The sequence below is a fragment of the Marinobacter alkalisoli genome (genome assembly GCF_045449855.1).
Classification (GTDB): domain Bacteria; phylum Pseudomonadota; class Gammaproteobacteria; order Pseudomonadales; family Oleiphilaceae; genus Marinobacter.
Map to the genome: position 1 here is coordinate 93,660 of NZ_JBJJLC010000041.1, position 20,870 is coordinate 114,529.

The 20,870-nt window shown below is 57.4% G+C and carries 22 protein-coding genes; all 22 read left to right on the plus strand.

Annotated features, from left to right (window positions below; translation table 11 throughout):
* Positions 1 to 24 precede the first annotated feature (24 nt).
* The gene (locus ACJO5Y_RS16070) at positions 25 to 1,167 is read left to right on the plus strand and encodes a zinc-binding dehydrogenase (RefSeq protein ID WP_406988623.1); all 1,143 of its coding nucleotides are present in this window, start codon (positions 25 to 27) and stop codon (positions 1,165 to 1,167) included.
* Positions 1,167 to 2,210, plus strand: a complete 1,044-nt coding sequence (locus tag ACJO5Y_RS16075; protein ID WP_406988624.1) for a proline racemase family protein — start codon at positions 1,167 to 1,169, stop codon at positions 2,208 to 2,210. Before ACJO5Y_RS16070 ends, ACJO5Y_RS16075 begins: the two co-directional genes overlap by 1 nt.
* A 119-nt stretch (positions 2,211 to 2,329) precedes the next feature.
* Complete coding sequence (locus tag ACJO5Y_RS16080) at positions 2,330 to 3,979, plus strand: AMP-binding protein (protein ID WP_406988626.1); 1,650 nt, start codon at positions 2,330 to 2,332, stop codon at positions 3,977 to 3,979.
* Positions 3,976 to 4,392 (plus strand): PaaI family thioesterase, encoded by a 417-nt coding sequence (locus tag ACJO5Y_RS16085; RefSeq protein ID WP_406988628.1) that lies wholly within the window; start codon positions 3,976 to 3,978, stop codon positions 4,390 to 4,392. The genes ACJO5Y_RS16080 and ACJO5Y_RS16085 overlap by 4 nt, the downstream gene beginning before the upstream one ends.
* A 4-nt stretch (positions 4,393 to 4,396) precedes the next feature.
* The gene (locus tag ACJO5Y_RS16090) at positions 4,397 to 5,200 is read left to right on the plus strand and encodes an alpha/beta fold hydrolase (protein ID WP_406988629.1); all 804 of its coding nucleotides are present in this window, start codon (positions 4,397 to 4,399) and stop codon (positions 5,198 to 5,200) included.
* A gap of 80 nt (positions 5,201 to 5,280) precedes the next feature.
* Positions 5,281 to 6,054 (plus strand): ABC transporter ATP-binding protein, encoded by a 774-nt coding sequence (locus tag ACJO5Y_RS16095; protein ID WP_406988631.1) that lies wholly within the window; start codon positions 5,281 to 5,283, stop codon positions 6,052 to 6,054.
* A complete protein-coding gene (locus tag ACJO5Y_RS16100; protein WP_406988633.1) occupies positions 6,051 to 6,773 on the plus strand; it encodes an ABC transporter ATP-binding protein in 723 nt (240 codons plus the stop codon). Before ACJO5Y_RS16095 ends, ACJO5Y_RS16100 begins: the two co-directional genes overlap by 4 nt.
* A gap of 78 nt (positions 6,774 to 6,851) precedes the next feature.
* Entirely contained in the window at positions 6,852 to 8,066 is a 1,215-nt protein-coding gene (locus ACJO5Y_RS16105; protein ID WP_406988634.1) for an ABC transporter substrate-binding protein, read from the plus strand.
* Between the two features lie 104 nt (positions 8,067 to 8,170).
* Positions 8,171 to 9,058: a branched-chain amino acid ABC transporter permease gene (locus tag ACJO5Y_RS16110; RefSeq protein ID WP_406988635.1), complete on the plus strand. Its 888-nt coding sequence runs from the start codon at positions 8,171 to 8,173 to the stop codon at positions 9,056 to 9,058.
* A 2-nt stretch (positions 9,059 to 9,060) separates the two neighbouring features.
* Positions 9,061 to 10,056 (plus strand): branched-chain amino acid ABC transporter permease, encoded by a 996-nt coding sequence (locus ACJO5Y_RS16115; protein WP_406988636.1) that lies wholly within the window; start codon positions 9,061 to 9,063, stop codon positions 10,054 to 10,056.
* 251 nt (positions 10,057 to 10,307) lie between these two features.
* Complete coding sequence (locus tag ACJO5Y_RS16120) at positions 10,308 to 11,141, plus strand: helix-turn-helix domain-containing protein (protein ID WP_406988638.1); 834 nt, start codon at positions 10,308 to 10,310, stop codon at positions 11,139 to 11,141.
* Positions 11,142 to 11,283: 142 nt separating this feature from the next.
* Positions 11,284 to 11,463: a Flp family type IVb pilin gene (locus ACJO5Y_RS16125; RefSeq protein ID WP_406988640.1), complete on the plus strand. Its 180-nt coding sequence runs from the start codon at positions 11,284 to 11,286 to the stop codon at positions 11,461 to 11,463.
* Positions 11,464 to 11,537: 74 nt separating this feature from the next.
* Entirely contained in the window at positions 11,538 to 12,044 is a 507-nt protein-coding gene (locus ACJO5Y_RS16130) for an A24 family peptidase (RefSeq protein ID WP_406988641.1), read from the plus strand.
* Between the two features lie 36 nt (positions 12,045 to 12,080).
* Positions 12,081 to 13,403: a DUF8689 domain-containing protein gene (locus ACJO5Y_RS16135; protein WP_406988643.1), complete on the plus strand. Its 1,323-nt coding sequence runs from the start codon at positions 12,081 to 12,083 to the stop codon at positions 13,401 to 13,403.
* Between the two features lie 29 nt (positions 13,404 to 13,432).
* Positions 13,433 to 14,218: a Flp pilus assembly protein CpaB gene (cpaB, locus tag ACJO5Y_RS16140; protein ID WP_406988644.1), complete on the plus strand. Its 786-nt coding sequence runs from the start codon at positions 13,433 to 13,435 to the stop codon at positions 14,216 to 14,218.
* A 72-nt stretch (positions 14,219 to 14,290) separates the two neighbouring features.
* Positions 14,291 to 15,784, plus strand: a complete 1,494-nt coding sequence (locus ACJO5Y_RS16145) for a type II and III secretion system protein family protein (protein WP_406988645.1) — start codon at positions 14,291 to 14,293, stop codon at positions 15,782 to 15,784.
* Positions 15,774 to 16,082, plus strand: coding sequence for a hypothetical protein (locus ACJO5Y_RS16150; RefSeq protein WP_406988646.1), 309 nt, complete (start codon positions 15,774 to 15,776; stop codon positions 16,080 to 16,082). The genes ACJO5Y_RS16145 and ACJO5Y_RS16150 overlap by 11 nt, the downstream gene beginning before the upstream one ends.
* Positions 16,083 to 16,109: 27 nt before the next feature.
* The gene (locus tag ACJO5Y_RS16155) at positions 16,110 to 17,315 is read left to right on the plus strand and encodes a Tad domain-containing protein (RefSeq protein WP_406988647.1); all 1,206 of its coding nucleotides are present in this window, start codon (positions 16,110 to 16,112) and stop codon (positions 17,313 to 17,315) included.
* A gap of 29 nt (positions 17,316 to 17,344) precedes the next feature.
* Positions 17,345 to 17,806 carry a TadE family protein gene (locus ACJO5Y_RS16160; RefSeq protein WP_406988648.1) on the plus strand — a complete coding sequence of 154 codons (462 nt, stop codon included), beginning with the start codon at positions 17,345 to 17,347 and terminating at the stop codon, positions 17,804 to 17,806.
* Positions 17,803 to 18,288 (plus strand): TadE/TadG family type IV pilus assembly protein, encoded by a 486-nt coding sequence (locus ACJO5Y_RS16165; RefSeq protein ID WP_406988650.1) that lies wholly within the window; start codon positions 17,803 to 17,805, stop codon positions 18,286 to 18,288. Before ACJO5Y_RS16160 ends, ACJO5Y_RS16165 begins: the two co-directional genes overlap by 4 nt.
* Positions 18,289 to 18,310: 22 nt before the next feature.
* Positions 18,311 to 19,489 (plus strand): CpaE/TadZ family protein, encoded by a 1,179-nt coding sequence (locus ACJO5Y_RS16170; RefSeq protein ID WP_406988651.1) that lies wholly within the window; start codon positions 18,311 to 18,313, stop codon positions 19,487 to 19,489.
* 10 nt (positions 19,490 to 19,499) lie between these two features.
* Positions 19,500 to 20,867, plus strand: a complete 1,368-nt coding sequence (locus tag ACJO5Y_RS16175; protein ID WP_406988653.1) for a TadA family conjugal transfer-associated ATPase — start codon at positions 19,500 to 19,502, stop codon at positions 20,865 to 20,867.
* Positions 20,868 to 20,870 lie beyond the last annotated feature (3 nt).

Consider the following 20,870-nt stretch of genomic DNA (forward strand, 5'->3'; position numbering starts at 1 on the left):
GCAGCCAGGGAGGATTGCCCGCCCATGATCCCGAACACCATGAAAGCCATGGTTCTTACCGGTCACGGTGATATCGACAAACTCGAATATCAGGACGTCACCACGCCGAAGCCCGGCGCGGGGCAGGTGCTGGTTCAGGTCACTGCAACGGCGAAGAACAATACCGACCGCAAGGCCCGCGAGGGCCTGTACCCCACCAAGAAAGGCGAAATGACTTCGTTCCAGATGGGCGGTGAGCCGACTCTGCTGTTCCCCAGGATTCAGGGCGCGGATATTGCCGGCAGGGTTGTTGCCGTGGGTGAAGGTGTCGACGAAAGCCGCATCGGTGAGCGGGGCCTACTGGATTTCAACATCTACGCCGATGATCGTCCCGACATCAACCTGACGCCGGACTATTACGGCCACGGCGCCGATGGTGGCTACGCCGAATACGTTGCGTTGCCCGCGGACCAGTTTCACCCTATTCCCAACCCTGAACTGGCGGACGCAGAAGTGGCGGCGATGGGCATGTGTTCCTACCAGACCGCCATGCACATGCTGACCTCCGCCAATGTCAGGGCAGGGGAGCGGGTGCTGGTCACCGGGGCCAGTGGCGGTGTAGGCACCGCACTGATCCAGTTGTGCCGGATCATGGGCGCGATTCCCTACGCACTGAGCCAGCAGGATAAGGCCGATTCACTGCTCACTCTGGGCGCGGAGGCGGTTCTGGATCGATCCGATATGGACACCTTCGTTGATCGGGCCAAAGCTGCGACCGGCGGCAAGCCCTTCGATGCGGTCATGGATCTCGTGGGTGGTGAAATGACCGACGTGTTTATCGACACCATGATCTTCGATATGAATGCCCGCGATACCTACCCGCGCCTGAGCATCGCCGGTGCCAGTGGCGGCAATATCAGCGAGATCCTGTGGACCCGTATCTACCTGTATCAGGTGCAGATATTCGGCGTTTCCCACGGTACCCGGGAGGAAGCGGAGCAACTCATGGCGTGGATTCGCGGCGGACAGCTCAAACCGGTCCTGCACGGTGCTTTCAGGCTCTCGGAACTGCATCAGGCCGAGCGTTACTTTGTGAACCGGGGTAGCAATTATCTCGGCAAGATCGTGATTGTTCCCGACTCTCAGTGGGAAGAGCACGGCAAACCCTGGTCCTTGGAGAGCGCCTGATGAAGCCCGAACTGACGATTCAACTGATGGATACCCATGCCGGCGGCGATGTCAGCCGTATTGTGACCGGCGGCATTGATGCGTTACCCGGCGACACGGTCCGGGCGCAGATGGAATATCTGCGGGACGATGCCGACGGGCTGAGAAAACTGCTATTGGAAGAACCGTACGGCATTCCGGAGATGTCAGTGGACCTGCTGGTCCCGCCATCAGACCCGAAAGCGGTTGCCGGTTATATCATCATGGAAGTGATGGGGTACCCGATTTATTCCGGGTCCAACACCATTTGCACCGCCACGGCGGTACTGGAAAGCGGCATTGTTGCCAAGAAAGAAGGCAGGCAGAGCTTTGTGCTGGAGTCCCCGGCCGGATTGGTCCGGATCGACGCCACCGTAGAAAACGGTGTGGTGGAAGCCATTACCTGCGAGGGGCTGCCCAGCTACATTGACACCTACCAGTCCACTATCGATGTGCCGGCGGTGGGCCGGGTGACTTACAGCGTGGCATACAGCGGAGGCTTCTATGCGCTGGTGGATGCCACGGAACTGGGGTTCGACCTGACCCTGGACGAAGAGCGCAAGCTTGCCAACACCGCGCACGCTATTGTCGAGGCCATTCAGGCGGAGCGGGGGTTCTCCCATTACACCCTCGGTGATGTTGGTCCGCTGCCGTTCCTGCACTTCATGGGGCCGGTGGAACATGTGGCCGAAGGGTACTACCGGTCAAGGTCGGCCACTTACGTGCATCCGGGCGTGATCTGTCGCAGCACCACCGGTACCGGCACCTCTGCTCGTCTGGCGTTGATGAACTACGAAGGGCGTATCAAGCCGGGGGACCGTTTGGAAACGGTATCCCTCCGGGAGACCGGCTTTATCGGCGAGTTCACCGGAGTGAAACAGGAAGGCGAGCATCAGGTGGTGAAAAACAACATCACCGGCAAGAGCTATGTGATCGCCCGATCCGACATCGTGGTGAACTGTGACGACCCCATGGTGGAGTGCGACGGATTGCACCACATACTGACCAGCGGCCACGCCTCCTGATCGTTTCTAAGACGACTCGGGAACCTGATTTTTTGGTCTAAAGTTTACCTTTACGTAAACAAGACCCTGTGTTAAACCTAGAAGTCAGCATTCAACGATAAAAACAACAGGAGTTGAGAATGAGCCTCCCGGAATACACAACGGTTTATAACAATTTTGATGCCGCAGCCCTGGAAGCGGAGATCCTGGATGGACGCCTGGAATCCGGGCTGAACGTATGCCACGAAATCTGCGACAAGTGGGCGGCGGACCCACAAAGAGTGGCGCTTTATTACGAAAAGGATGATGGCGGAGACGGCGTCCTGACCTTTGCGGAGCTGAAAGAAAAATCCGCCCGCTTTGCGAATTACCTGAAGTCACGGGGTATCGGCAAGGGTGACCGGGTGGCTGGTCTGTTGCCACGCAGCCCCGAGTTGCTGGTGGTGATTGCCGGTGCCCTGCGCGCCGGAGCGGTATACCAGCCCTTGTTTACCGCGTTTGGCTCCGGCGCCATCGAGTATCGCCTGGAGCGCGCCGATACAAAACTGGTGGTGACCGATCCGACGAACTATCCCAAGCTGAAGGAAGTTAACCAGTGCCCGCCGGTGCTGTGCCTGGAAGCAGATCAGGCTGGGTCCGAAATACCCGATTTCGACCAGACCTTGGAAGAGCAGTCCCCCGAGTTTGAGCCCGTGATGATCAGCGGCACCGATCCCTTCCTGCAGATGTTCACCTCCGGCACCGTGGGCAAGGCCAAAGGCGTGGCTGTTCCGGCCCGCGCACTGATGGCGTTCTATGTGTACATGAAGTACGCCATCGACCTGCGGGATGACGACGTGTTCTGGAACGTGGCTGACCCGGGCTGGGCCTATGGCCTGTACTACGCAGTGGTCGGACCGCTGTTGATGGGCCACGCCACCCATTTCAACCCGGGTGCTTTTACCCCGGAATCCACCTACGACATGATCCGCAAATACAAGATCACCAACCTGGCGGCTGCGCCCACAGCGTACCGCTTGCTCAAGGCCAATGATCACGTCTTGCCGGAAGGTGAGAACCTCGGGCTCAGAGTTGCCAGCAGCGCCGGTGAACCGCTGAACCCGGAAGTGGTTAACTGGATCAAGAACCGCCATTACTGTCCGGTCAAGGATCACTACGGTCAGACCGAGACCGGCATGACCTGCTGCAACTTCCATGGCCTTGAGCATCCGGTGCGCCAGGGTTCCATGGGCTACTCGTCCCCCGGTCATAAAGTGGTGGCCCTGAACGAGAAGAACGAAGAAGTCGGCGAGGGTGAGATCGGCCAGCTGGCCGTGGATGTGAAAGCGTCCCCCCTGTTCCACTTCGACGGCTACACCTGGGGTGAGAAAGACCCGTTTGTGAACGGCTATTACCTGACCGGCGACATGGTGATCTGCCACGGCGACGGTAGCTTCTCATTCAGCGGCCGCGATGATGACATCATTACCACGGCCGGCTACCGGGTTGGCCCTGCCGATGTGGAGAGCACGTTACTGGAGCACGCCGCGGTTGCCGAGTCCGGTGTGGTTGGTAAACCGGATGAGAAACGCGGATCCATCATCAAGGCCTACGTGGTGATCAAGGGTGGCCAGGAGCCGGCCGACGACCAGGCGCTGAAGGACGAACTTCAGGAGCTGGTTCGCCGCAGGCTTTCAACCCACGCCTATCCCCGTGAGATCGAGTTCGTGGACGAGCTTCCAAAGACGCCCAGCGGCAAGATTCAGCGCTTTGTTCTGCGTAACCGTGCAAAGGACGAATCCGACGCATGATCATTACATTTGAAGAGCTGCAGGCCTTCCTTGATGAGCAGTTTCCGCAGGGGGCCGCTTATGGCTCCCTGCAGAAACTCGGGGACGGCTGGGCCGAGATGAAGCTGGAAGTGGATGAAGAGCACCTGCGCCCGGGCGGAACTGTCTCTGGCCCGGCCATGATGGGGCTGGCGGATGTCACGCTTTATGCTGCACTGCTCAGCAAGATTGGCCTGGTACCGCTGGCGGTGACCACCAATCTCAATATCAACTTCCTGCGCAAACCGGTCGCCCATGCCCCGATATGGGCCCGGGCAACGATGTTGAAAGTAGGGCGCACTATGGGGGTTGGCGAGGTGTTCGTATATTCCGAAGGGGTCGAGGAACCGGTGGCCCATTCCACCATGACCTATTCCATTCCACCCAATCGGTAACGCCATGCAGATTCGTGATATGTCGGTGCCTTTGGGCGATGGTGTGGCGCTTCAGGTCCGGCGAATTCGCCATGAAGCCAGCACTGGCCCAACCCTGGTTTTTTTACACGAGTCTCTCGGCAATATTGCCTTGTGGCGGAAATTTCCGGAGCGCCTGGCCAAGGCGTCAGGGCTGAATGCCCTCATCTATGAACGTCGGGGCTACGGCCTGTCCACGGATGAAGTGCTACCACGACCGTACTCCTATCAGGAGGAAGAGGGCTCTGTCTGGTTACCGCGCCTGCTGGACGCGCTTGAACTACCGGAAGTCATCCTGATTGGCCACAGTGACGGCGGTTCGATAGCACTGATTGCCGCCGGGGCCCTCGGTGATCGGGTGAAAGGGTTAATCACCATGGCGGCCCATACCTGGGCGGATCATCTGACCGTCTCCGGCATCCAGGAGATGCAAACCCGCTATCGGGAAGAAGGGCTGCGCGAGAAATTGCTGCGCCACCACGGCGAACGCACCGATGACATTTTTGATGCCTGGCAAACCGTCTGGCTGGACGAGGGGTTCCAGGATTACATGGATTTCAGCCATTGGCTGGACGCCATCCAGTGCCCGTCTATGATCATTCAGGGAGAGGATGATGAATATGGCGTTCCCGCACAGGTGACAGTGATTGTCGAGGGAATTGGTGATTCGGCCACACCGGTTTTTCTACCGGAAACCGGGCACTCACCGCACCTGGAACACCCTGAGGAGATGGTGCATCTGGTGTGTGAATTCCTGGGCGGGCTGAGCGCTGAAAAATCCACAGATTAATATTGACGTTTACGTATACGTTAACCTAATCTGTGACAATAGTTTTCATGTACAACAATAACAAAAGGTGGGATGTCACCATGAGTGACCAGTTCGTACTTGAGACCCGCGGCCTTGTGAAAGAATTCAAAGGCTTCGTTGCAGTCGACGACGTGAACCTCAAGGTTCAGCGCGGCCATATCCATGCCCTGATCGGGCCAAACGGCGCGGGTAAGACGACCGTCTTCAACCTGTTGACCAAGTTTCTCCCCCCGACACGAGGCACAATCCTGTTCAACGGCAAGGACATCACCGCACTGAAGTCCGCCGCCATCGCCCGCAGGGGCGTGGTCCGTTCCTTCCAGATTTCGGCGGTTTTCCCCCATATGACCGCACTGGAAAACATTCGTGTGGCGTTACAGAGTTTTGAGGGCAACACCTTCCAGTTCTGGAAGTCGGGAGGCAGCCTGAACAAACTGAACGAGCGCTGCATGGAACTGCTGGACTCTGTAGGGCTCACCGAATTCGCCAACACCACCACGGTTGAGCTCGCTTATGGCCGGAAACGTGCCCTGGAGCTGGCCACCACGCTCGCCATGGAGCCGGAGTTGCTGTTGCTCGATGAGCCAACCCAGGGCATGGGCAGCGAAGACGTGGAACGGGTCGTGGAGCTGGTGCGCAAGGCCGCCGAAGGGCGGACGGTGCTGATGGTCGAGCACAACCTCGGGGTGGTCAGCAAGCTGTGTGACCGGATTACCGTTCTGGCCCAGGGGGCCGTGCTGACGGAAGGGGAATATCAGGAAGTCTCCGAGGATCCCCGTGTGCGGGAAGTCTACATGGGGACCGCGAAGAGCACTCAGGAGGCAGTCGAATGAGTCTGGGGTCGGACAAAGAATACGAACAACTCAGAGTTTCCGGGCTTCACGCCTTCTACGGTGAATCCCACGTTCTCCACGGCATCGATTTGGTGGTGCACCGTGGCGAACTGGTTACCCTGTTGGGGCGCAACGGGGCAGGGCGCAGTACAACGCTGAAAGCCATCATGAACATGGTCGGCCGCCGCACCGGCTCGATCATGATCAACGGCAACGAAACCATGAGCTGTCAGCCCCACCATATTGCCAGGTTGGGTGTTGGGTATTGCCCCGAACACCGGGGCATTTTTTCCGCACTCAACGTCCAGGAAAACCTGACCCTGCCCCCTGTGGTACGCAGCGGCGGCATGAGTCTGGAAGAAATCTACAGCATGTTCCCGAACCTGTACGAGCGTCGTTTCAGCCAGGGCACCAAACTGTCCGGCGGTGAGCAGCAGATGCTGGCCATGGCGCGCATCCTAAGGACCGGCGCCAATATGCTGCTGCTGGATGAAATCACCGAGGGCCTGGCCCCGGTGATTGTCGAGAAACTGGGAGAAGTGCTGATCAAGCTCAAGAACAAGGGCTTGACGATTGTCCTGGTGGAACAGAACTTTCATTTCGCCGCACCCCTGGCGGACCGTCACTACGTGATGGAGCACGGCCAGATTGTGGAGGAAATCAGCGCCGACGAGCTTGAGGCCAAGCAGTCGATGCTGGACAACTACCTGGGCGTTTGAAGCCCGGTAGATAAGAGCAAAAAGCAACAACCAACAACCCGATACAACCAACGCAATGACAGTAGCGGAGATACAACAATGACAATTATGAAAAAGCTCCTCACAACAGCGATTGCCTCAGCCATGATGGTAGGGAGCGCCCAGGCCGAAATTTCTGATGAAACCGTGAAAATCGGTTATCTGGCGGATATGTCGGGTACCTACCGTGATCTGGCAGGCCCCAACGGTCTGAAAGCCCTTGAGATGGCGATTGCCGATTTTGGCGGTGAAGTCAACGGCGCCAAGATTGAAGTCGTCAGCGCCGATGACCGGAACAACCCGGATTCCTCATCCAGCACCGTAAGACGCTGGCTTGAGAACGAAGACGTGGATATGGTTGCCGGCCTGGTGGCCTCTTCCGTCACGATCGCAGTGACCAAGCTCCTGCAGGAAAACGACAGCCTGGGGATTGTGTCCGGCTCTGCGGCCTCCAGCATTACCAACGAGCACTGCACCCCGAACCATATCCACTACGTTTACGACACATACCCACTGGCGAACGGCACCGCAAAAGCCGTTGTGCAGGAGGGTGGTAAAGAGTGGTTTATCCTGACGGCGGATTACGCCTTTGGTCACGCCCTGGAAGGGGACGTTACCAAAGTGGTCGAGGAAAATGGTGGTAAGGTGATCAAGACTGCCCGCCATCCATTCCCGACATCGGATTTCTCTTCCTACATCCTGCAGGCACAGTCATCCGGCGCGGATGTGGTCGCTCTGGCGAATGCCGGCTCCGATACCACGAATGCCATCACCACCGCCGGTGAGTTTGGCCTGACCCAGTCCGGTCAGACCCTGGCCGCCCTGTTGCTGTTCCTCACCGACGTACACGCGTTGGGTGTTGAATCAGCTCAGGGAATTCAGCTGACCACTGGCTGGTACTGGGACATGAACGAAGAGACCCGGAAATGGTCCGACCGCTTCATGGAAGAAACCGGCGTACGCCCGACCATGGTGCATGCGGGTATCTACTCCAGCACCGTGCAGTACCTCAACGCAGTGAAGGAAACCGGATCTGACGACGCACAGACCGTGCGCAAGCAAATGATGGCAACCCCCATCAACGATATGTTTGCCACCAACGGCAAGATCCGCGAAGACGGCCGCATGGTGCACGACATGTACCTGGCGGAAGTGAAAACTCCGGAAGAGTCCGAGAACGAGTGGGATCTCTACAAGATTGTCCGCACTATCCCGGGAGACGAGGCATACCGCCCGCTGTCCGAGAGCCAGTGTTCACTCGTATCCAAGAACTGAGGTATTGACCAACGGTTCGCCCCGCAACCCCGGCGGGGCGAACTCTGGAACCTGCAGATTCGCAGACCAGCAACCGGGTTTGCACTGCTTTTGGAGTTTGCAACATGTCCATGATTCTGGGAGTTCCCGTTGCTGTGCTGTTCGGCCAGCTATTGCTCGGGATAATCAACGGTGCGTTCTATGCCCTGTTGAGCCTTGGGCTGGCGGTTATATTCGGCCTGCTCAAAATCATTAACTTTGCCCATGGCGCTATGTATATGCTCGGCGCGATGGTCACGGTCATTATGTTTGATGCCATGGGCATCAACTACTGGGTCGCCCTGTTCCTGGCCCCTGTGGTGGTTGGCTGTTTTGGTATGCTGATTGAGTATTTCCTGCTGCGTCGGATTGCCGGCCAGGACCATATCTACAGCCTGCTGCTCACGTTCGGCGTGGCCCTGATGATCCAGGGCATCCTGACCAATATTTACGGGGTATCCGGCATGCGTTACTCCATGCCGGACATCTTCCAGGGCGGGTTCAAACTGGATTTCATGTTCCTGCCGTATTACCGGGCCTGGGTCATTTTCATGGCACTGCTGGTCTGTTTTGGCACCTGGTTCATGATTGAGAAAACCAAGCTGGGATCCTATCTGAGAGCTGGCACCGAAGACGCCCAGCTGATGCAGGGGTTTGGCATTAACGTGCCTTTACTGGTGAGCCTGACCTACGGTTTTGGCGTCATGATCGCCGCCTTCGCCGGTGTCCTGGCAGCGCCGATCTATTCCGTGAATCCGGGCATGGGGTCGAACATTCTGATCGTGGTGTTTGCGGTGGTTGTCATCGGCGGCATGGGGTCCATAGCGGGCGCCATTATTACCGGCTTGCTGATGGGGGTCATTGAAGGCTTTACCAAGGTTTTCTACCCCGAGTTCTCCTCGGCGGTCATCTTCCTGGTGATGGTTGTTGTGTTGTTGATTCGCCCGTCGGGCCTGTTCGGTAAGGAGGCGTAATCATGGACAACCCTGTCAACCAGAGCGATATCCAGAAGACCGTGCTGCAACAGCAGAAAGCGGATCAACGTCGCAAACACATACTCAACCTGGTGTTGCTGGCCCTACTGCTGGTTGCGCCGGCGGTGATGTATCCAGTCTTCCTGATGAAGATCCTGTGTTTTGCCCTGTTCGCGGTGGCGTTCAACCTGCTGCTGGGCTTCACTGGCTTGCTGTCGTTCGGGCACGCGGCATTCCTGGCGACCGGGAGCTATACCACCGGCTACCTGCTGTCCAACTATTCCGGGTTGACAACGGAAATGGGCATCATCGTGGGCACCGTTGCCGCTACCGTGCTGGGTGTGTTTTTCGCCCTGGTGGCCATACGCCGGCAAGGTATCTATTTTGCGATGATCACCCTGGCACTGGCCCAACTGGTGTACTTCATGTTCGTTCAGGCGCCGTTTACAGGTGGTGAGGACGGCATGCACGGTGTGCCCAGGGGCTACCTGTTCGGGTTTATTGACCTGGAAAATAACCTGGCGATGTACTATTTCGTGCTGGCTGTTTTCCTGGGGGGCTACCTGCTGGTACAGAGGGTTGTCGGGTCGCCTTTCGGTCAGGTTCTCAAGGCCATCAAGCAGAACGAGCCCCGGGCGGTGTCCCTGGGTTATAACGTCAACCAGTACAAGGTGCTGGCGTTTGTCATGTCTGCTGGGCTGGCCGGGTTGGCGGGTTCCGTGAAAACCGTCGTCTTCCAGCTCGCTTCGCTGAATGATGCGCACTGGCATATGTCGGGCGAGGTTATCCTGATGACCCTGCTGGGCGGAACAGGCACGCTTCTGGGGCCGGTCTTTGGCGCCACGTTCGTAGTCAACCTGGAGTACCAGTTGTCCCAGGGCCCGCTGGGGGATTGGGTAGACCCCATCCTGGGGGGCATCTTTGTGCTGACCGTTATCGCCTTCCAGTCGGGCATTGTTGGTGAGATTCAGAAGTTCGTAAAAAAGAATCTTGGATGAGGCGTGCCGCCAGTCCAAGTTTGTGATGGAATCGCATAAGGGCCGCTCATAAGTGCGGCCCTTATGCGTTTAAAGTTCAAAGATTGTTAAATCGTATCAGTATTCTTGACATGTCTAGATGCATTACCTATCAATGAGAGGCGCGTCACAAAAATATTAACAAACGTACATGTTGTTCCCCCGATCCGGAAGGAACTGGTGAGTCAGCAAGGAAGGCAACCCAAAACAAGCAGGAAGAAGGGGTTGTAGGAATGGAAAAAGCTACCGTTGTGCTGGTGGATGCCACGCAGTATGGGGCAGACCCGGCGGTTGTCAGGGTGATTGAGCGGCGCTTCCCGCTGGTCTATGTATCGAAGCAGGACGATCTTGGGGGAGTTTATGCACCCGAAGGGCGCTATATCACCTGTTTTGAGTTCGACTTTCCGGACATACCCAGCCTCTCGATGCTGAGTGAGGCGAAACGAAGCTTTGCCTCAGTACCGATGGTGATGTTTACCGAACAGCACTCAGAGGCCCTGGCCGTTTGGGCCCTGCGAACCCGGGTCTGGGATTACTTTGTAAAGCCGGTTAACGAGGGCACGGTGGTTGAATCCCTCAACCGGTTGGATCGGCTTCTGGCGGAATCCTCGAACCGCGACCGCCGCAACACGATCCATCAGAAGCAGCCCCTGCCCGACGACGCCCGCTTCCAGAAGCACCGCGGTGAGGACAAAGTAGTTGAATCCGCAGCCTCCTACATTGAGCAACACCTGGCCGACAAACTGATGCAGGCGGACATAGCCGATCTGTGCGGCACCAACAGCTATCAGCTGAGCAGGGCGTTCAAGCGGGTGTACGGCATTACCTTCCAGGATTACATCATGCGGCGCCGCATTGAAAAGGCGACCACGTTGTTGCACAACAACAGCGCCACCATCATGGACGTTTGCTGGTCCGTCGGTTTCCATGACGCCTCCCATTTCACCAAGATGTTCTACCGACACACCGGCATGACGCCGACCCAGTATCGCCATAAGTGGCTTACCGCCCGTGGCGAGGCTGCCCTCCCTTTCCAGCTTTCAGTCAGTGACCCGGTCAAACTCTGACCGGGTTTGCAAGATCCTCCTATTTTTTCATCAGAATACTCCTAACGGTTAATCCTGGTCCTTCCTATGATCGTTGGTACAGCGCACGGAATGGTGGCTGTACAACCAAGGAAGCTCGTCTAACGACTGCAGGAGTAACAAAATGAAAAACTTCAAGGAAAAAGTAGTTCAGTTTATTCGTGATGAGGAAGGCCTGGAGCTGTCGGAGTATGCGGTGGCCGGGTCTCTGATTGTTCTTGGAGCAGTGGCTGCGTTTACATTGCTTGGAGAGAACATCAGAGACGGCATCAATTTGATCGCAAGCAAGATTACGACTGCATGATCCACTAGAGCGTGAGTAAGTAGGGCTGCTGCTGTTGCAGTTCTACTTACTCCGTCAAGCACCGGTTTGTAGATATGGATAACTTATTCTTAATTGCACTGATTGTTGGGCTAAGTCTTGCTGTCTTGATAGATGCGACTAAGCGAAGGATCCCAAATTGGCTGACTGTTGGCATTGCTTGTGCCGGGTTGATACTTCAAACCTGGAGTGGGCATGGAAGTGGTTTGGGAACAGGAATAATCGGAATAGCGGTGGGATTACTGTGTTTCCTGCCTCTTCATATCTTTGGTGCCATGGGCGGTGGAGATGTAAAACTCCTTGCTGGTGTTGGCGCCTTTCTCGGTCCGGTGAATGTCTTCTTGGCTGCGCTTATTACAATGATGGTGGGCGGTGTTATTGGGTTAGCTTATATCACGGCGAAGGGCGGTTTGTTAATGATGATTCGCCGCTACCATTCAATGTTGATGTTGATGGTAGCAGGTCAACTCCAGTATATCCCCCCAGCTCCTGGTGAAGCAGCCGGATTACGGTTCCCCTACGCATTAGCAATCGCCTGCGGGACTGTCTTGGCAATCATCTAGCGGTCAAGTCCGCAAGGAATTCAAAAGGAGTGAGCAATGGAAGCCGAACTCATACCCTCTGAAGACTGGGGCGTCGATTACCTGGCAACCAGAATGATTTCCAGGCCGCACACCCTTGAGGATACTGGCCTGGATCACTTCTTCGTGGCGGATCTGTTGCTGAAGCATCTTAACCTGGTCAGCAATCAGACTCTGCAACAGTTATCCCGACATATGGCACTGCCCGGCGCCGTGCTGGAGCCGGTGATAAACCTGCTGCGGCAGGAAGCCAAGGTGGAAAGCCGCAGTGAGAACCTCTCCGGTAAAGGCCTTCGTTATGCCCTCACCGACCGGGGGCGCGCGGTGGCGCTGGATGCGTTATCACGTGACGGATACTGCGGCCCGGCTCCGGTTTTACTGGCGGATTACGGAGCGTTGGTTCGGCGCCAGTCGGTATCCAGATGCGTTGTGACCGAAGAGGATATCCACCGGCTGTTCCGCGATACTGTGGTGGAGGAGCGCCTGTTGGCCCAACTCGGCCCGGCGGTTCATTCCGGTCGCGCCATCTTTATCTACGGTCCGGCTGGCAGTGGCAAGAGCTATATCTCCCGCCAACTGGTCAGGTTGCTTGCCGGTCCGGTCTACGTCCCTTACGCCATCTTGGTGGGCGATACCGTCATCAGCCTGTTTGATCCGGAGTTCCATCATCCGGTTCATGGCGAGGAGCAGGACCCGGTTCACCTCACCAGCGGCCATGATCCCCGATACGTTCTGTGCCATCGCCCTGAGGTCACCACCGGTGGTGAGCTGACTCTGGATATGCTGGACCTGAAGTTCGATGAACAGCGGAAACAGTACCAGGCGCCCATACAGCTCAAGGCCAGCAACGGCATGCTGTTGATTGATGACCTGGGCAGGCAGCGGGTGTCCCATATGGATCTGCTGAACCGCTGGATCGTTCCCATGGAGGAGAAGCGGGACTTCCTGAATCTGAGGGCGGGGCAGCACTTCGCTGTTCCGTTCGACATGCTGTTGATCTTTTCCACCAACCTGAATCCGCTCGAGTTGGCAGACGAAGCCTTCCTGCGCCGGATTGGACACAAAATCGGGTTTAAAACCCTGGAGCCGGAATCGTATCTACGGTTATGGCAACAGGTCTGCCAGGAGATGGCGATCGAAAACGATCCTGAAGTTACCCGGATCATGATGACAGAGCTATACCCGAAGCAGGACAACGTCCTGCTGCCCTGTCACCCCCGGGACCTGCTCGGTCTGGTCAGTGATTACTGCCGGTATCGCGGGTTACCGGCCAGGCTCAGCCGGGAGTCCATCCGATGGGCCTGGCAAAACTACTTCGTACACATGGATAACGTGGGGTGACCGCTATGTTCAAGTCAAGAACTTTACTCATGCTTACTTTTGCACTGCTGATGGGGCTTGGCGCCGCCTACTTGGCCAGGGGCTGGGCCGTGGATCGCTTTGCCTCGCCAGCCACGGATGACGGTGTCCCGGTGGTGGTGGCGGCACTGCAGATTCCTTTCGGTAAGAAGGTGGAAGTCAGTGACCTGAAAGTCACCAATATGCCCAGGTCCATGGTGCCATCCGGCGCCTACCAGGAACCGGAAGCCATCCAGAGCACGGTCGCCATGACCACCATCTACCCGGGTGAAGTGATCCTGAAGGAGAAGGTGGTCGCCTTTGGTGGGGGCAGTGCGCTGTCGGCCGTGATTGAACCCAACAAACGGGCGGTGACTGTCCGGGTGAACGACGTGATCGGCGTGGCGGGCTTCCTGATGCCGGGTAACCGGGTAGACGTTGTGTCTGCCATCCCCAATGGAAACCGCCGCTATCAGTCCCGGACCCTGCTGGAAAACGTCAAGGTACTGGCGGTGGACCAGACCGCATCACCTGAAAAAGACAAGCCGGTGATTGTGCGGGCGGTCACCCTGGAACTGAGCTCGGATGAAGCTGAAGAGCTGATCAAAGCGACTCAGGAAGGGGTAGTGCAGTTGGCCTTGCGGAATCCATTGGACGACACCATGCGTCCGGCGCTTGAGCCGGAGCCGGTAAAAGAGGAAGTCGTGGCGAAAGCGCCGCCGGCGCCGAAACCTGCGCCACGGCGAGTGGTTGCCACTTCATCCAGTGTCACGATCATTCGTGGCACGGAAGTCAGCACGTCGAAGGTATCCATGTAATTGAATTTGTGGTGTGGCGGTTGCCAGTGGATTGTGGCAGCCGGACAGGAAGTAAAACAGGGGAGAGTGACCATGATAATAAAGGTGCGGAATTTATCGCTGGAAGGCTATCTGATCAGCCTGGCTTTGATGTGCGTACTGGTGTTTCCGGTGGGGGCCCGCGCTCAGGTCATGCTCGCGAGCGGGATGGACAGGCAGGTTGTGGAAGTGGCCCTGAACCAGTCCCAGATTCTCTACCTGGAGCAGCCGGTAGCAAAGATCTCCGTTGGCAACCCGGAAATCGCCGATATCCTGATTCTGCGCTCGCGGCAACTCTACGTCGTGGGCAAGAAGCTGGGGACAACCAACGTGACCCTGTGGGATAACGACAATCAGGTGGTCAGCGCCGTTGGCATTGAAGTCGGTCATGACCTGGAAAGTCTGAAATCGAAGCTTCATCAGATCCTGCCGGATGAGGAGATCGAGGTACGGTCGTCGCAGGAGGCCATCATCCTGAGCGGTGAGGTAAGCAGTACCGCCCGCATGATGGCGGCACTTGATCTCGCCGGCAGTTATCAGGGCGGTGAAGAAGGCAAAGTGCTCAATATGATGCAGGTGGGTGGAGCGCAGCAGGTCATGCTGGAGGTTCAGGTGGCCGAAGTTTCAAGGGATTTCCTCAAGCGCATTGGCGCCAAGTTTGAGGCGGTCAATGCGAACTCCCTCCTGACGATTGGCGCCGGTAACAACGGAACGGCGCTGGCGCCCTCCGGAGCGTTTCTCACCGGAGGCGGGTTTGACACCATATCGGGGGGTGTGCCCACTACCCAGATCCTGCGCGAACCCATGACGTTCGAGACCACTGGCCTGTTCGCCAGCTTCCTGGATGGGGATACCCTGTTTGACCTGGTGATCGACGCCGCTCAGGAGAATAACCTGGCAAAGGTTCTGGCTGAACCCACATTGACCACTCTGACAGGTCAGGAAGCCACCTTCCACGCCGGGGGCGAGTTCCCGATTCCCGTCGGCAGCGGTCGCGATGACGGTATCGAAATCGAGTTCAAGGAGTTTGGGGTCAGTCTGGGTTTCCTGCCCACGGTGCTGGATTCCAACATGATCAGCCTCAAGCTCAACATCAAGGTCAGTGAGCTGAGCAATCAGAATTCGATCACCCTTGATGTACCGAATACCTCTGCCACTTTCTTCGTCAATGCACTTACCAGCCGCAGCGCATCGTCCACCGTGGAGCTGGCTAATGGCCAGACCATCGGGGTAGCCGGCCTGATCAATGAAAGCCTGCGGGAGCGGGTGGACAAGTTCCCCGGTCTGGGTGACCTGCCAGTGCTGGGCAACCTGTTCCGCAGTCAGGAATTCGTCAAGGGTAAAACCGAACTGGTGATTCTGGTCACACCGCACTTCGCCAAGCCAGTGGATCGTGATCGGTTTACCTTGCCGACGGATTATTTTGTGGAGCCGTCCGATCTCGAGTTTTACCTGTTGGGATACACCGAAGGCCGGCATGAGCCCGGTACCGGTGCCAAGTCGACTCAGCAGGGAAGTGTGAAGGGACAATTCGGTCATGAACTCTGAGGTGGAAGCCATGGAAGCTTACAAGCGCAATTGGAAAACAGTAGTGGCAGGGCTGGCAGCAGGCTTGCTGATGGTCGGATGTGCCTCACCCAGTTCCGAGGACCAGTTCGGTAACTCGGTGCGCCAGATGATCTCGGCCCAGAAGTACGTTTCGCCGGATCAGCAAACGCGGGAGTTACCGGTGCTGGATGGTCGTAAAGCGGAAGCCGGATACAACAGTTATCGCAAGGATACCGGCAACCCCACGCGACTGAATCCTGATATGAGCGGCGGTGTTGGTCTTGGGCTCCAGCGCTGATTCCAGCGCTGGACAGGAGGGTGAGTCATGGTACTGGTAAACGGGGTCAGGCATTTACAACAAGGTGCTATTTTGCCGCTGGCAGCTATTTCCCTGGTGGCTATTCTCGGGATGGCCGCCCTCGCGCTGGATATCAGCAATGCTCACCTGGAAAAGACGCGACTCCAGAATGCTCTGGACGCCGCTGCGCTCAGTGCAGCGAAGGTGCTTGATCAAACTGGTAACACGGCATTAGCCGACAGTGCGGGCCATACCACCTTTGCGGCCAATGTGGCCGCGCCAGGAAACGCCGGGCTGGGGGCAGCTTCCAGCAATGGCGATCTCAGCCTGGTGCTCGAATTCTCCTCCACGCTGAATCCGTTTGTCGCCGGTACCACACCCGCGCACTACGTCAGGGCAGGTGTGGCCAACTATGACGTCGGAGAATGGTTTGCTCCGGTGCTCGGGATTGATGAGCTGGCGGTCGCCGGTACTGCGGTTGCCGGCCCAAGCCCGGCGCTGCAAAAAGCCTGCAATGTTGTGCCGATGATGGCCTGCGGAACTCCGCAGGAAGAAAGCCCCCCTGGCACTACCTTTGGTTATTCGCGGGGGGAGGTGGAACAGCTGAAAATCGGTTCAGGCACCACTTCAGAGGTGGGTAACGGCAACTTCTACCTGATTCGGCTTGATGGTAGCAGCGGTGGCGCCGATGTGCGGGAAGCCGCAGCCGGAAAGTTCGACGCCTGTCTTTCCACGGGTGGTGACGGTGATATCGAAACAGAGCCAGGTAATACCGTCGGTCCGTTTGCTCAGGGTATCAACACCCGCCTGGGTATCTATAACGGCCCGGTGAACTCGAACGATTACCCGCCCGACTGGTTTACCAACCATGAAACCTACACGGAAGACGATTACAACAACCAGACAATGCCCGCCTACGACCTGAACTGGTATGAATCGCAATACGAGAGCGTTGTTCCGGACCAGCCGCCTAGCGGTGCGCCCGGCCGGCGAATCCTGACCATGCCGGTCGGTAACTGTGACGGACTGGCCAACGGGCAGGATTCGGTGGAGTTATTGGGCTTCAGCTGTTTTTACATGGTGGACCGGATGAAACAGGCAGGGCAGGCCGTGTTCTACGGCCAGTTCAAGGACGATTGTGGCGGCAGTGGAACGCCGGGGCCGAACCCCGGCACCGGACTTGGTCCCCACATTATCCAGCTCTACAAGGATCCCGATAGCTTCGATAGCTGAGCGGTATTGGCGAAACAAGGAGTGAAGTCATGAACGCATATCCCGGGACAGGGAAACGACAACAGGGCATCGCCGTACTGGAATTTATGCTGACGGCGCCGCTACTGCTGTTGGTGGTCTTTGCTGTGAGCGAGCTGGGCTGGGCATTCCATCAATATCATACCATGACCCGTGCAACCCAGGATGGCGCCCGTCACGTCGCGTCCCATGCCATGGTCGGCAGTGTGGGGGTGATCTTCCTCGATAGCGCCCTGGTTCAACAAACAAGCAACCTGGTGGTGTTTGGGAATACTTTGGGCGCCGGTGAGCCCCTTCTTCCCGGCTGGTCGACTGGCGATGTCATTGTGTCCAGCCCGGACGCCACTCACGTTGAGGTCCGGGCCATATACAACTACGTGCCGATCGTCGGAAGAATCCCCGCGTTCTACGGCGGGGATCCCATCGACGTGGCCTTTGAAATGAACGGCACTGTGCAGATGAGGGCGCTATGAACATCAGATCGCAGTCCGGTTTGCATACCGTGGAGTTCGCACTGGTCGGGGCCATGTTCTTCATCCTGCTGTTTGCCGCCATTGAGTTCGGCCGCCTGATGTTTGTGTGGAACACGCTGGATGAAACCAGCCGCCGGGCGGCCCGGGTTGCTGTTGTCTGTCCCGTTGAGCACAGCGCCATTCGGCGGGTAGCAATGTTTGCTGAGCCGGGATCCTCCGGCAACAGTCCGGTGCTGCGGGATCTTTCAGAAGACCTCATTAACCTCGATTACCTCACTGTTACAGGCGGTGTGATGGCGGATCCGGAGGCGAACTATCTGGATATCGCGTTTGTAAGAAGTGAAGTCAGTGGTTTTCAACATCAGCTGATTATTCCGTTCTTTTTCCAGCAATTTGAATTGCCACCGTTTATTACCGTACTACCCAGGGAAAGCCTGGGGGTATCGCCGGAAGGTACCGGCTGTTTCGGATCGATCAGTTGAGCGAGCAGGGAAGGGTAAAGCCATGAAAGCACCGATGACGGTTTTGATAGCAGGGCGCAACGCCCGTGAATTGGAAGAGCTTGAGCAGATGCTTGCCAACCAGTCAGGCCTGTCCGTAAGCACACGTTTGATTACCAACGGGCACTCGGACCCGCTCCACAATGTTGTGGATTTGCCCGACGCCCTGGTGTTCTGCACCACGGTGGCCTGGGAAGACGAGTTGAAATCCCTTGATGAACGCCCTGCGCAGGGGCGTGTGCCGACGTTGGTCACTGGCCCGGAAAATACCACCGTCATGCGCACCTCCATGAGGGTGGGAGCACGGGACTACTTCACGTTCCCGGTGCAAAAACAGGAATTGTTGGAAGCATTGTGGCGCGTCGCCCGGGAGCTGCAACCGGCCAACGAACAGGCCGGCGGCCTGTTTGCGGTCATCAATGCCAAGGGGGGATCCGGTGCCAGCACTCTTGCAGCGGCGCTGGCCCACAGCCTGGCAGACAGAATTGAGGACCGGGTCGCGCTGCTGGACATGGACCTGCAATTTGGTCATCTGGCCTCTGGGTTCGATATGCAGGAAAGCGGCAGCCTGATTGACGCCATCCTGCGGGCCGACAACATGGATCTGCTGGCGCTTGAAGGGCACATGATGAAACACAAGAGCGGTCTGCATCTCCTGGGGAACAGCTCGGATCAGTTGGTAGTGCCCGGGGACATCGATGAGAGCCAGCTCCAGAAACTGATGATGTTACTGCGCTCGGGGTACGACCACACGGTGGTAGACCTGCCAAGACAGATTGATGGTGTCACCGGCGCCCTGTTGGAGTCCGCCGACCGTGTGCTGCTGGTCATGCAGCAGACCATCGCTCACATTCAGGATGCCCGCCGGTTGCTCCACTACCTCACCCGCTATCTGGGCGTGCCCGAGGAGCGGATTGGTGTGGTGGTGAACCGCTGGAACAAGCGCCTGGCGCTGACCACCTCGGACATCGAGAAAGCCTTGGGCGTCAACGATCTGACCTGTATTCCCAATGATTACGCCAGGGTTGCGGAAAGCGCGAACCTGGGGGTGCCGTTACTGGAGGCTGCGCCATCATCACTGGTGAGTCGCAGCATGGTACAGATGGCGGAATCCCTGAGTGGCAAGAAAGTGGTACCACAGTCCGGCCTAGGTCGGGTCTGGCGGAAACTGGCAGGAGCCTGAGGAGGGCGTTATGGAACTGGGCAGAATGAATGACATCGACAAGGGCGAGCTAGAGCCCCCTCTGGTCCACCCAGGCAATGGCAAGGACACAGCCCGACGTGCGGAAGAGGAGCAGGAACGGGCCTGGAAACAGAAAATTCACCAGAAGCTGATGAAGGTGCTGGATCTCTCCCTTCTGGGGACTCTCGGGCGGGAAGAGGCCGAGCGCCAGTTGCGGGATATTGGCCAAAGGCTGATGGCGGAGGAATCCATTCCCCTGTCTCTGGCTGCCCGCGAGCGCATTCTCCGACAGATCAAGGATGACATCCTCGGCTTTGGCCCGCTGGAGCCCTTGCTGGCTGACATGTCCATCTCGGATATTCTGGTCAACGGCTATAACTGCGTCTATGTGGAGCGCAACGGCAAGCTGGAGAGGGAAGGTGTCAGCTTCCACAGCGACACTCACCTGCTGAACATTATTGATCGCATTGTTTCCAGTGTTGGTCGCCGTATTGATGAGTCCTCACCTATGGTGGACGCCCGTCTCAAGGATGGCTCCAGGGTGAATGCCATTATTCCGCCTCTGGCCGTGGATGGCCCATTACTGTCGATTCGTCGTTTTTCCATTGGCCACTTGTCCATGGAGTCGTTGATGGAGAAGGGCACACTGACACCGGCCATCGCCAGCCTGCTGGAAGGCATTGTCCGTGGCCGGCTGAACGTGCTGATTTCCGGTGGTACCGGTTCCGGCAAGACCACCCTGCTGAACGTGATGTCCGGATTTGTGCCCCACGACGAACGGATCGTCACCATTGAGGATTCCGCAGAACTGCAACTGCAGCAGCCCCATGTGGCGAGACTGGAAACCCGCCCGCCGAACATTGAGAGCAAGGGCGAAGTCACACAGCGGGACCTGGTCCGTAACAGTTTGCGGATGCGCCCGGACCGCATCATCGTCGGCGAGGTGCGGGGAACGGAAGCGCTGGATATGTTGCAGGCAATGAATACCGGCCACGACGGGTCCATGACCACCCTTCACGCCAACGCCCCACGGGATGCACTGACCCGGATTGAGAACATGGTGTCCATGACGGGAACCACCATGCCGGTCAAGGCCATTCGTTCCCAGGTGGCCTCAGCCATTGATGTCGTTGTTCAGGTCGAGCGTCAGGAGGACGGTACCCGCCGACTGGTGAGCGTGCAGGAAATCAACGGTATGGAAGGTGATGTGATCACCATGTCGGAAATATTCACCTTCCGCCGTCGTGGTCGCGATGAGCATGGTCGGGTAATGGGCAGTTACCTGGCAACGGGCATTGTTCCCCGTTTCCAGGAACATCTGCACCAGCGAGGCATTGTGTTGCCGCTGTCACTCTATGATCCGGAATTCGGGAGCTGAGCC

Excerpts from the sequence above, each read along its gene's own strand:
- ACJO5Y_RS16070 (WP_406988623.1), top strand. The coding sequence starts at position 25 with ATGATCCCGAACACCATGAAAGCCATGGTTCTTACCGGTCACGGTGAT.
- ACJO5Y_RS16075 (WP_406988624.1), top strand. The coding sequence starts at position 1,167 with ATGAAGCCCGAACTGACGATTCAACTGATGGATACCCATGCCGGCGGC.
- ACJO5Y_RS16080 (WP_406988626.1), top strand. The coding sequence starts at position 2,330 with ATGAGCCTCCCGGAATACACAACGGTTTATAACAATTTTGATGCCGCA.
- ACJO5Y_RS16085 (WP_406988628.1), top strand. The coding sequence starts at position 3,976 with ATGATCATTACATTTGAAGAGCTGCAGGCCTTCCTTGATGAGCAGTTT.
- ACJO5Y_RS16090 (WP_406988629.1), top strand. The coding sequence starts at position 4,397 with ATGCAGATTCGTGATATGTCGGTGCCTTTGGGCGATGGTGTGGCGCTT.
- ACJO5Y_RS16095 (WP_406988631.1), top strand. The coding sequence starts at position 5,281 with ATGAGTGACCAGTTCGTACTTGAGACCCGCGGCCTTGTGAAAGAATTC.
- ACJO5Y_RS16100 (WP_406988633.1), top strand. The coding sequence starts at position 6,051 with ATGAGTCTGGGGTCGGACAAAGAATACGAACAACTCAGAGTTTCCGGG.
- ACJO5Y_RS16105 (WP_406988634.1), top strand. The coding sequence starts at position 6,852 with ATGACAATTATGAAAAAGCTCCTCACAACAGCGATTGCCTCAGCCATG.
- ACJO5Y_RS16110 (WP_406988635.1), top strand. The coding sequence starts at position 8,171 with ATGTCCATGATTCTGGGAGTTCCCGTTGCTGTGCTGTTCGGCCAGCTA.
- ACJO5Y_RS16115 (WP_406988636.1), top strand. The coding sequence starts at position 9,061 with ATGGACAACCCTGTCAACCAGAGCGATATCCAGAAGACCGTGCTGCAA.
- ACJO5Y_RS16120 (WP_406988638.1), top strand. The coding sequence starts at position 10,308 with ATGGAAAAAGCTACCGTTGTGCTGGTGGATGCCACGCAGTATGGGGCA.
- ACJO5Y_RS16125 (WP_406988640.1), top strand. The coding sequence starts at position 11,284 with ATGAAAAACTTCAAGGAAAAAGTAGTTCAGTTTATTCGTGATGAGGAA.
- ACJO5Y_RS16130 (WP_406988641.1), top strand. The coding sequence starts at position 11,538 with ATGGATAACTTATTCTTAATTGCACTGATTGTTGGGCTAAGTCTTGCT.
- ACJO5Y_RS16135 (WP_406988643.1), top strand. The coding sequence starts at position 12,081 with ATGGAAGCCGAACTCATACCCTCTGAAGACTGGGGCGTCGATTACCTG.
- cpaB (WP_406988644.1), top strand. The coding sequence starts at position 13,433 with ATGCTTACTTTTGCACTGCTGATGGGGCTTGGCGCCGCCTACTTGGCC.
- ACJO5Y_RS16145 (WP_406988645.1), top strand. The coding sequence starts at position 14,291 with ATGATAATAAAGGTGCGGAATTTATCGCTGGAAGGCTATCTGATCAGC.
- ACJO5Y_RS16150 (WP_406988646.1), top strand. The coding sequence starts at position 15,774 with ATGAACTCTGAGGTGGAAGCCATGGAAGCTTACAAGCGCAATTGGAAA.
- ACJO5Y_RS16155 (WP_406988647.1), top strand. The coding sequence starts at position 16,110 with ATGGTACTGGTAAACGGGGTCAGGCATTTACAACAAGGTGCTATTTTG.
- ACJO5Y_RS16160 (WP_406988648.1), top strand. The coding sequence starts at position 17,345 with ATGAACGCATATCCCGGGACAGGGAAACGACAACAGGGCATCGCCGTA.
- ACJO5Y_RS16165 (WP_406988650.1), top strand. The coding sequence starts at position 17,803 with ATGAACATCAGATCGCAGTCCGGTTTGCATACCGTGGAGTTCGCACTG.
- ACJO5Y_RS16170 (WP_406988651.1), top strand. The coding sequence starts at position 18,311 with ATGAAAGCACCGATGACGGTTTTGATAGCAGGGCGCAACGCCCGTGAA.
- ACJO5Y_RS16175 (WP_406988653.1), top strand. The coding sequence starts at position 19,500 with ATGGAACTGGGCAGAATGAATGACATCGACAAGGGCGAGCTAGAGCCC.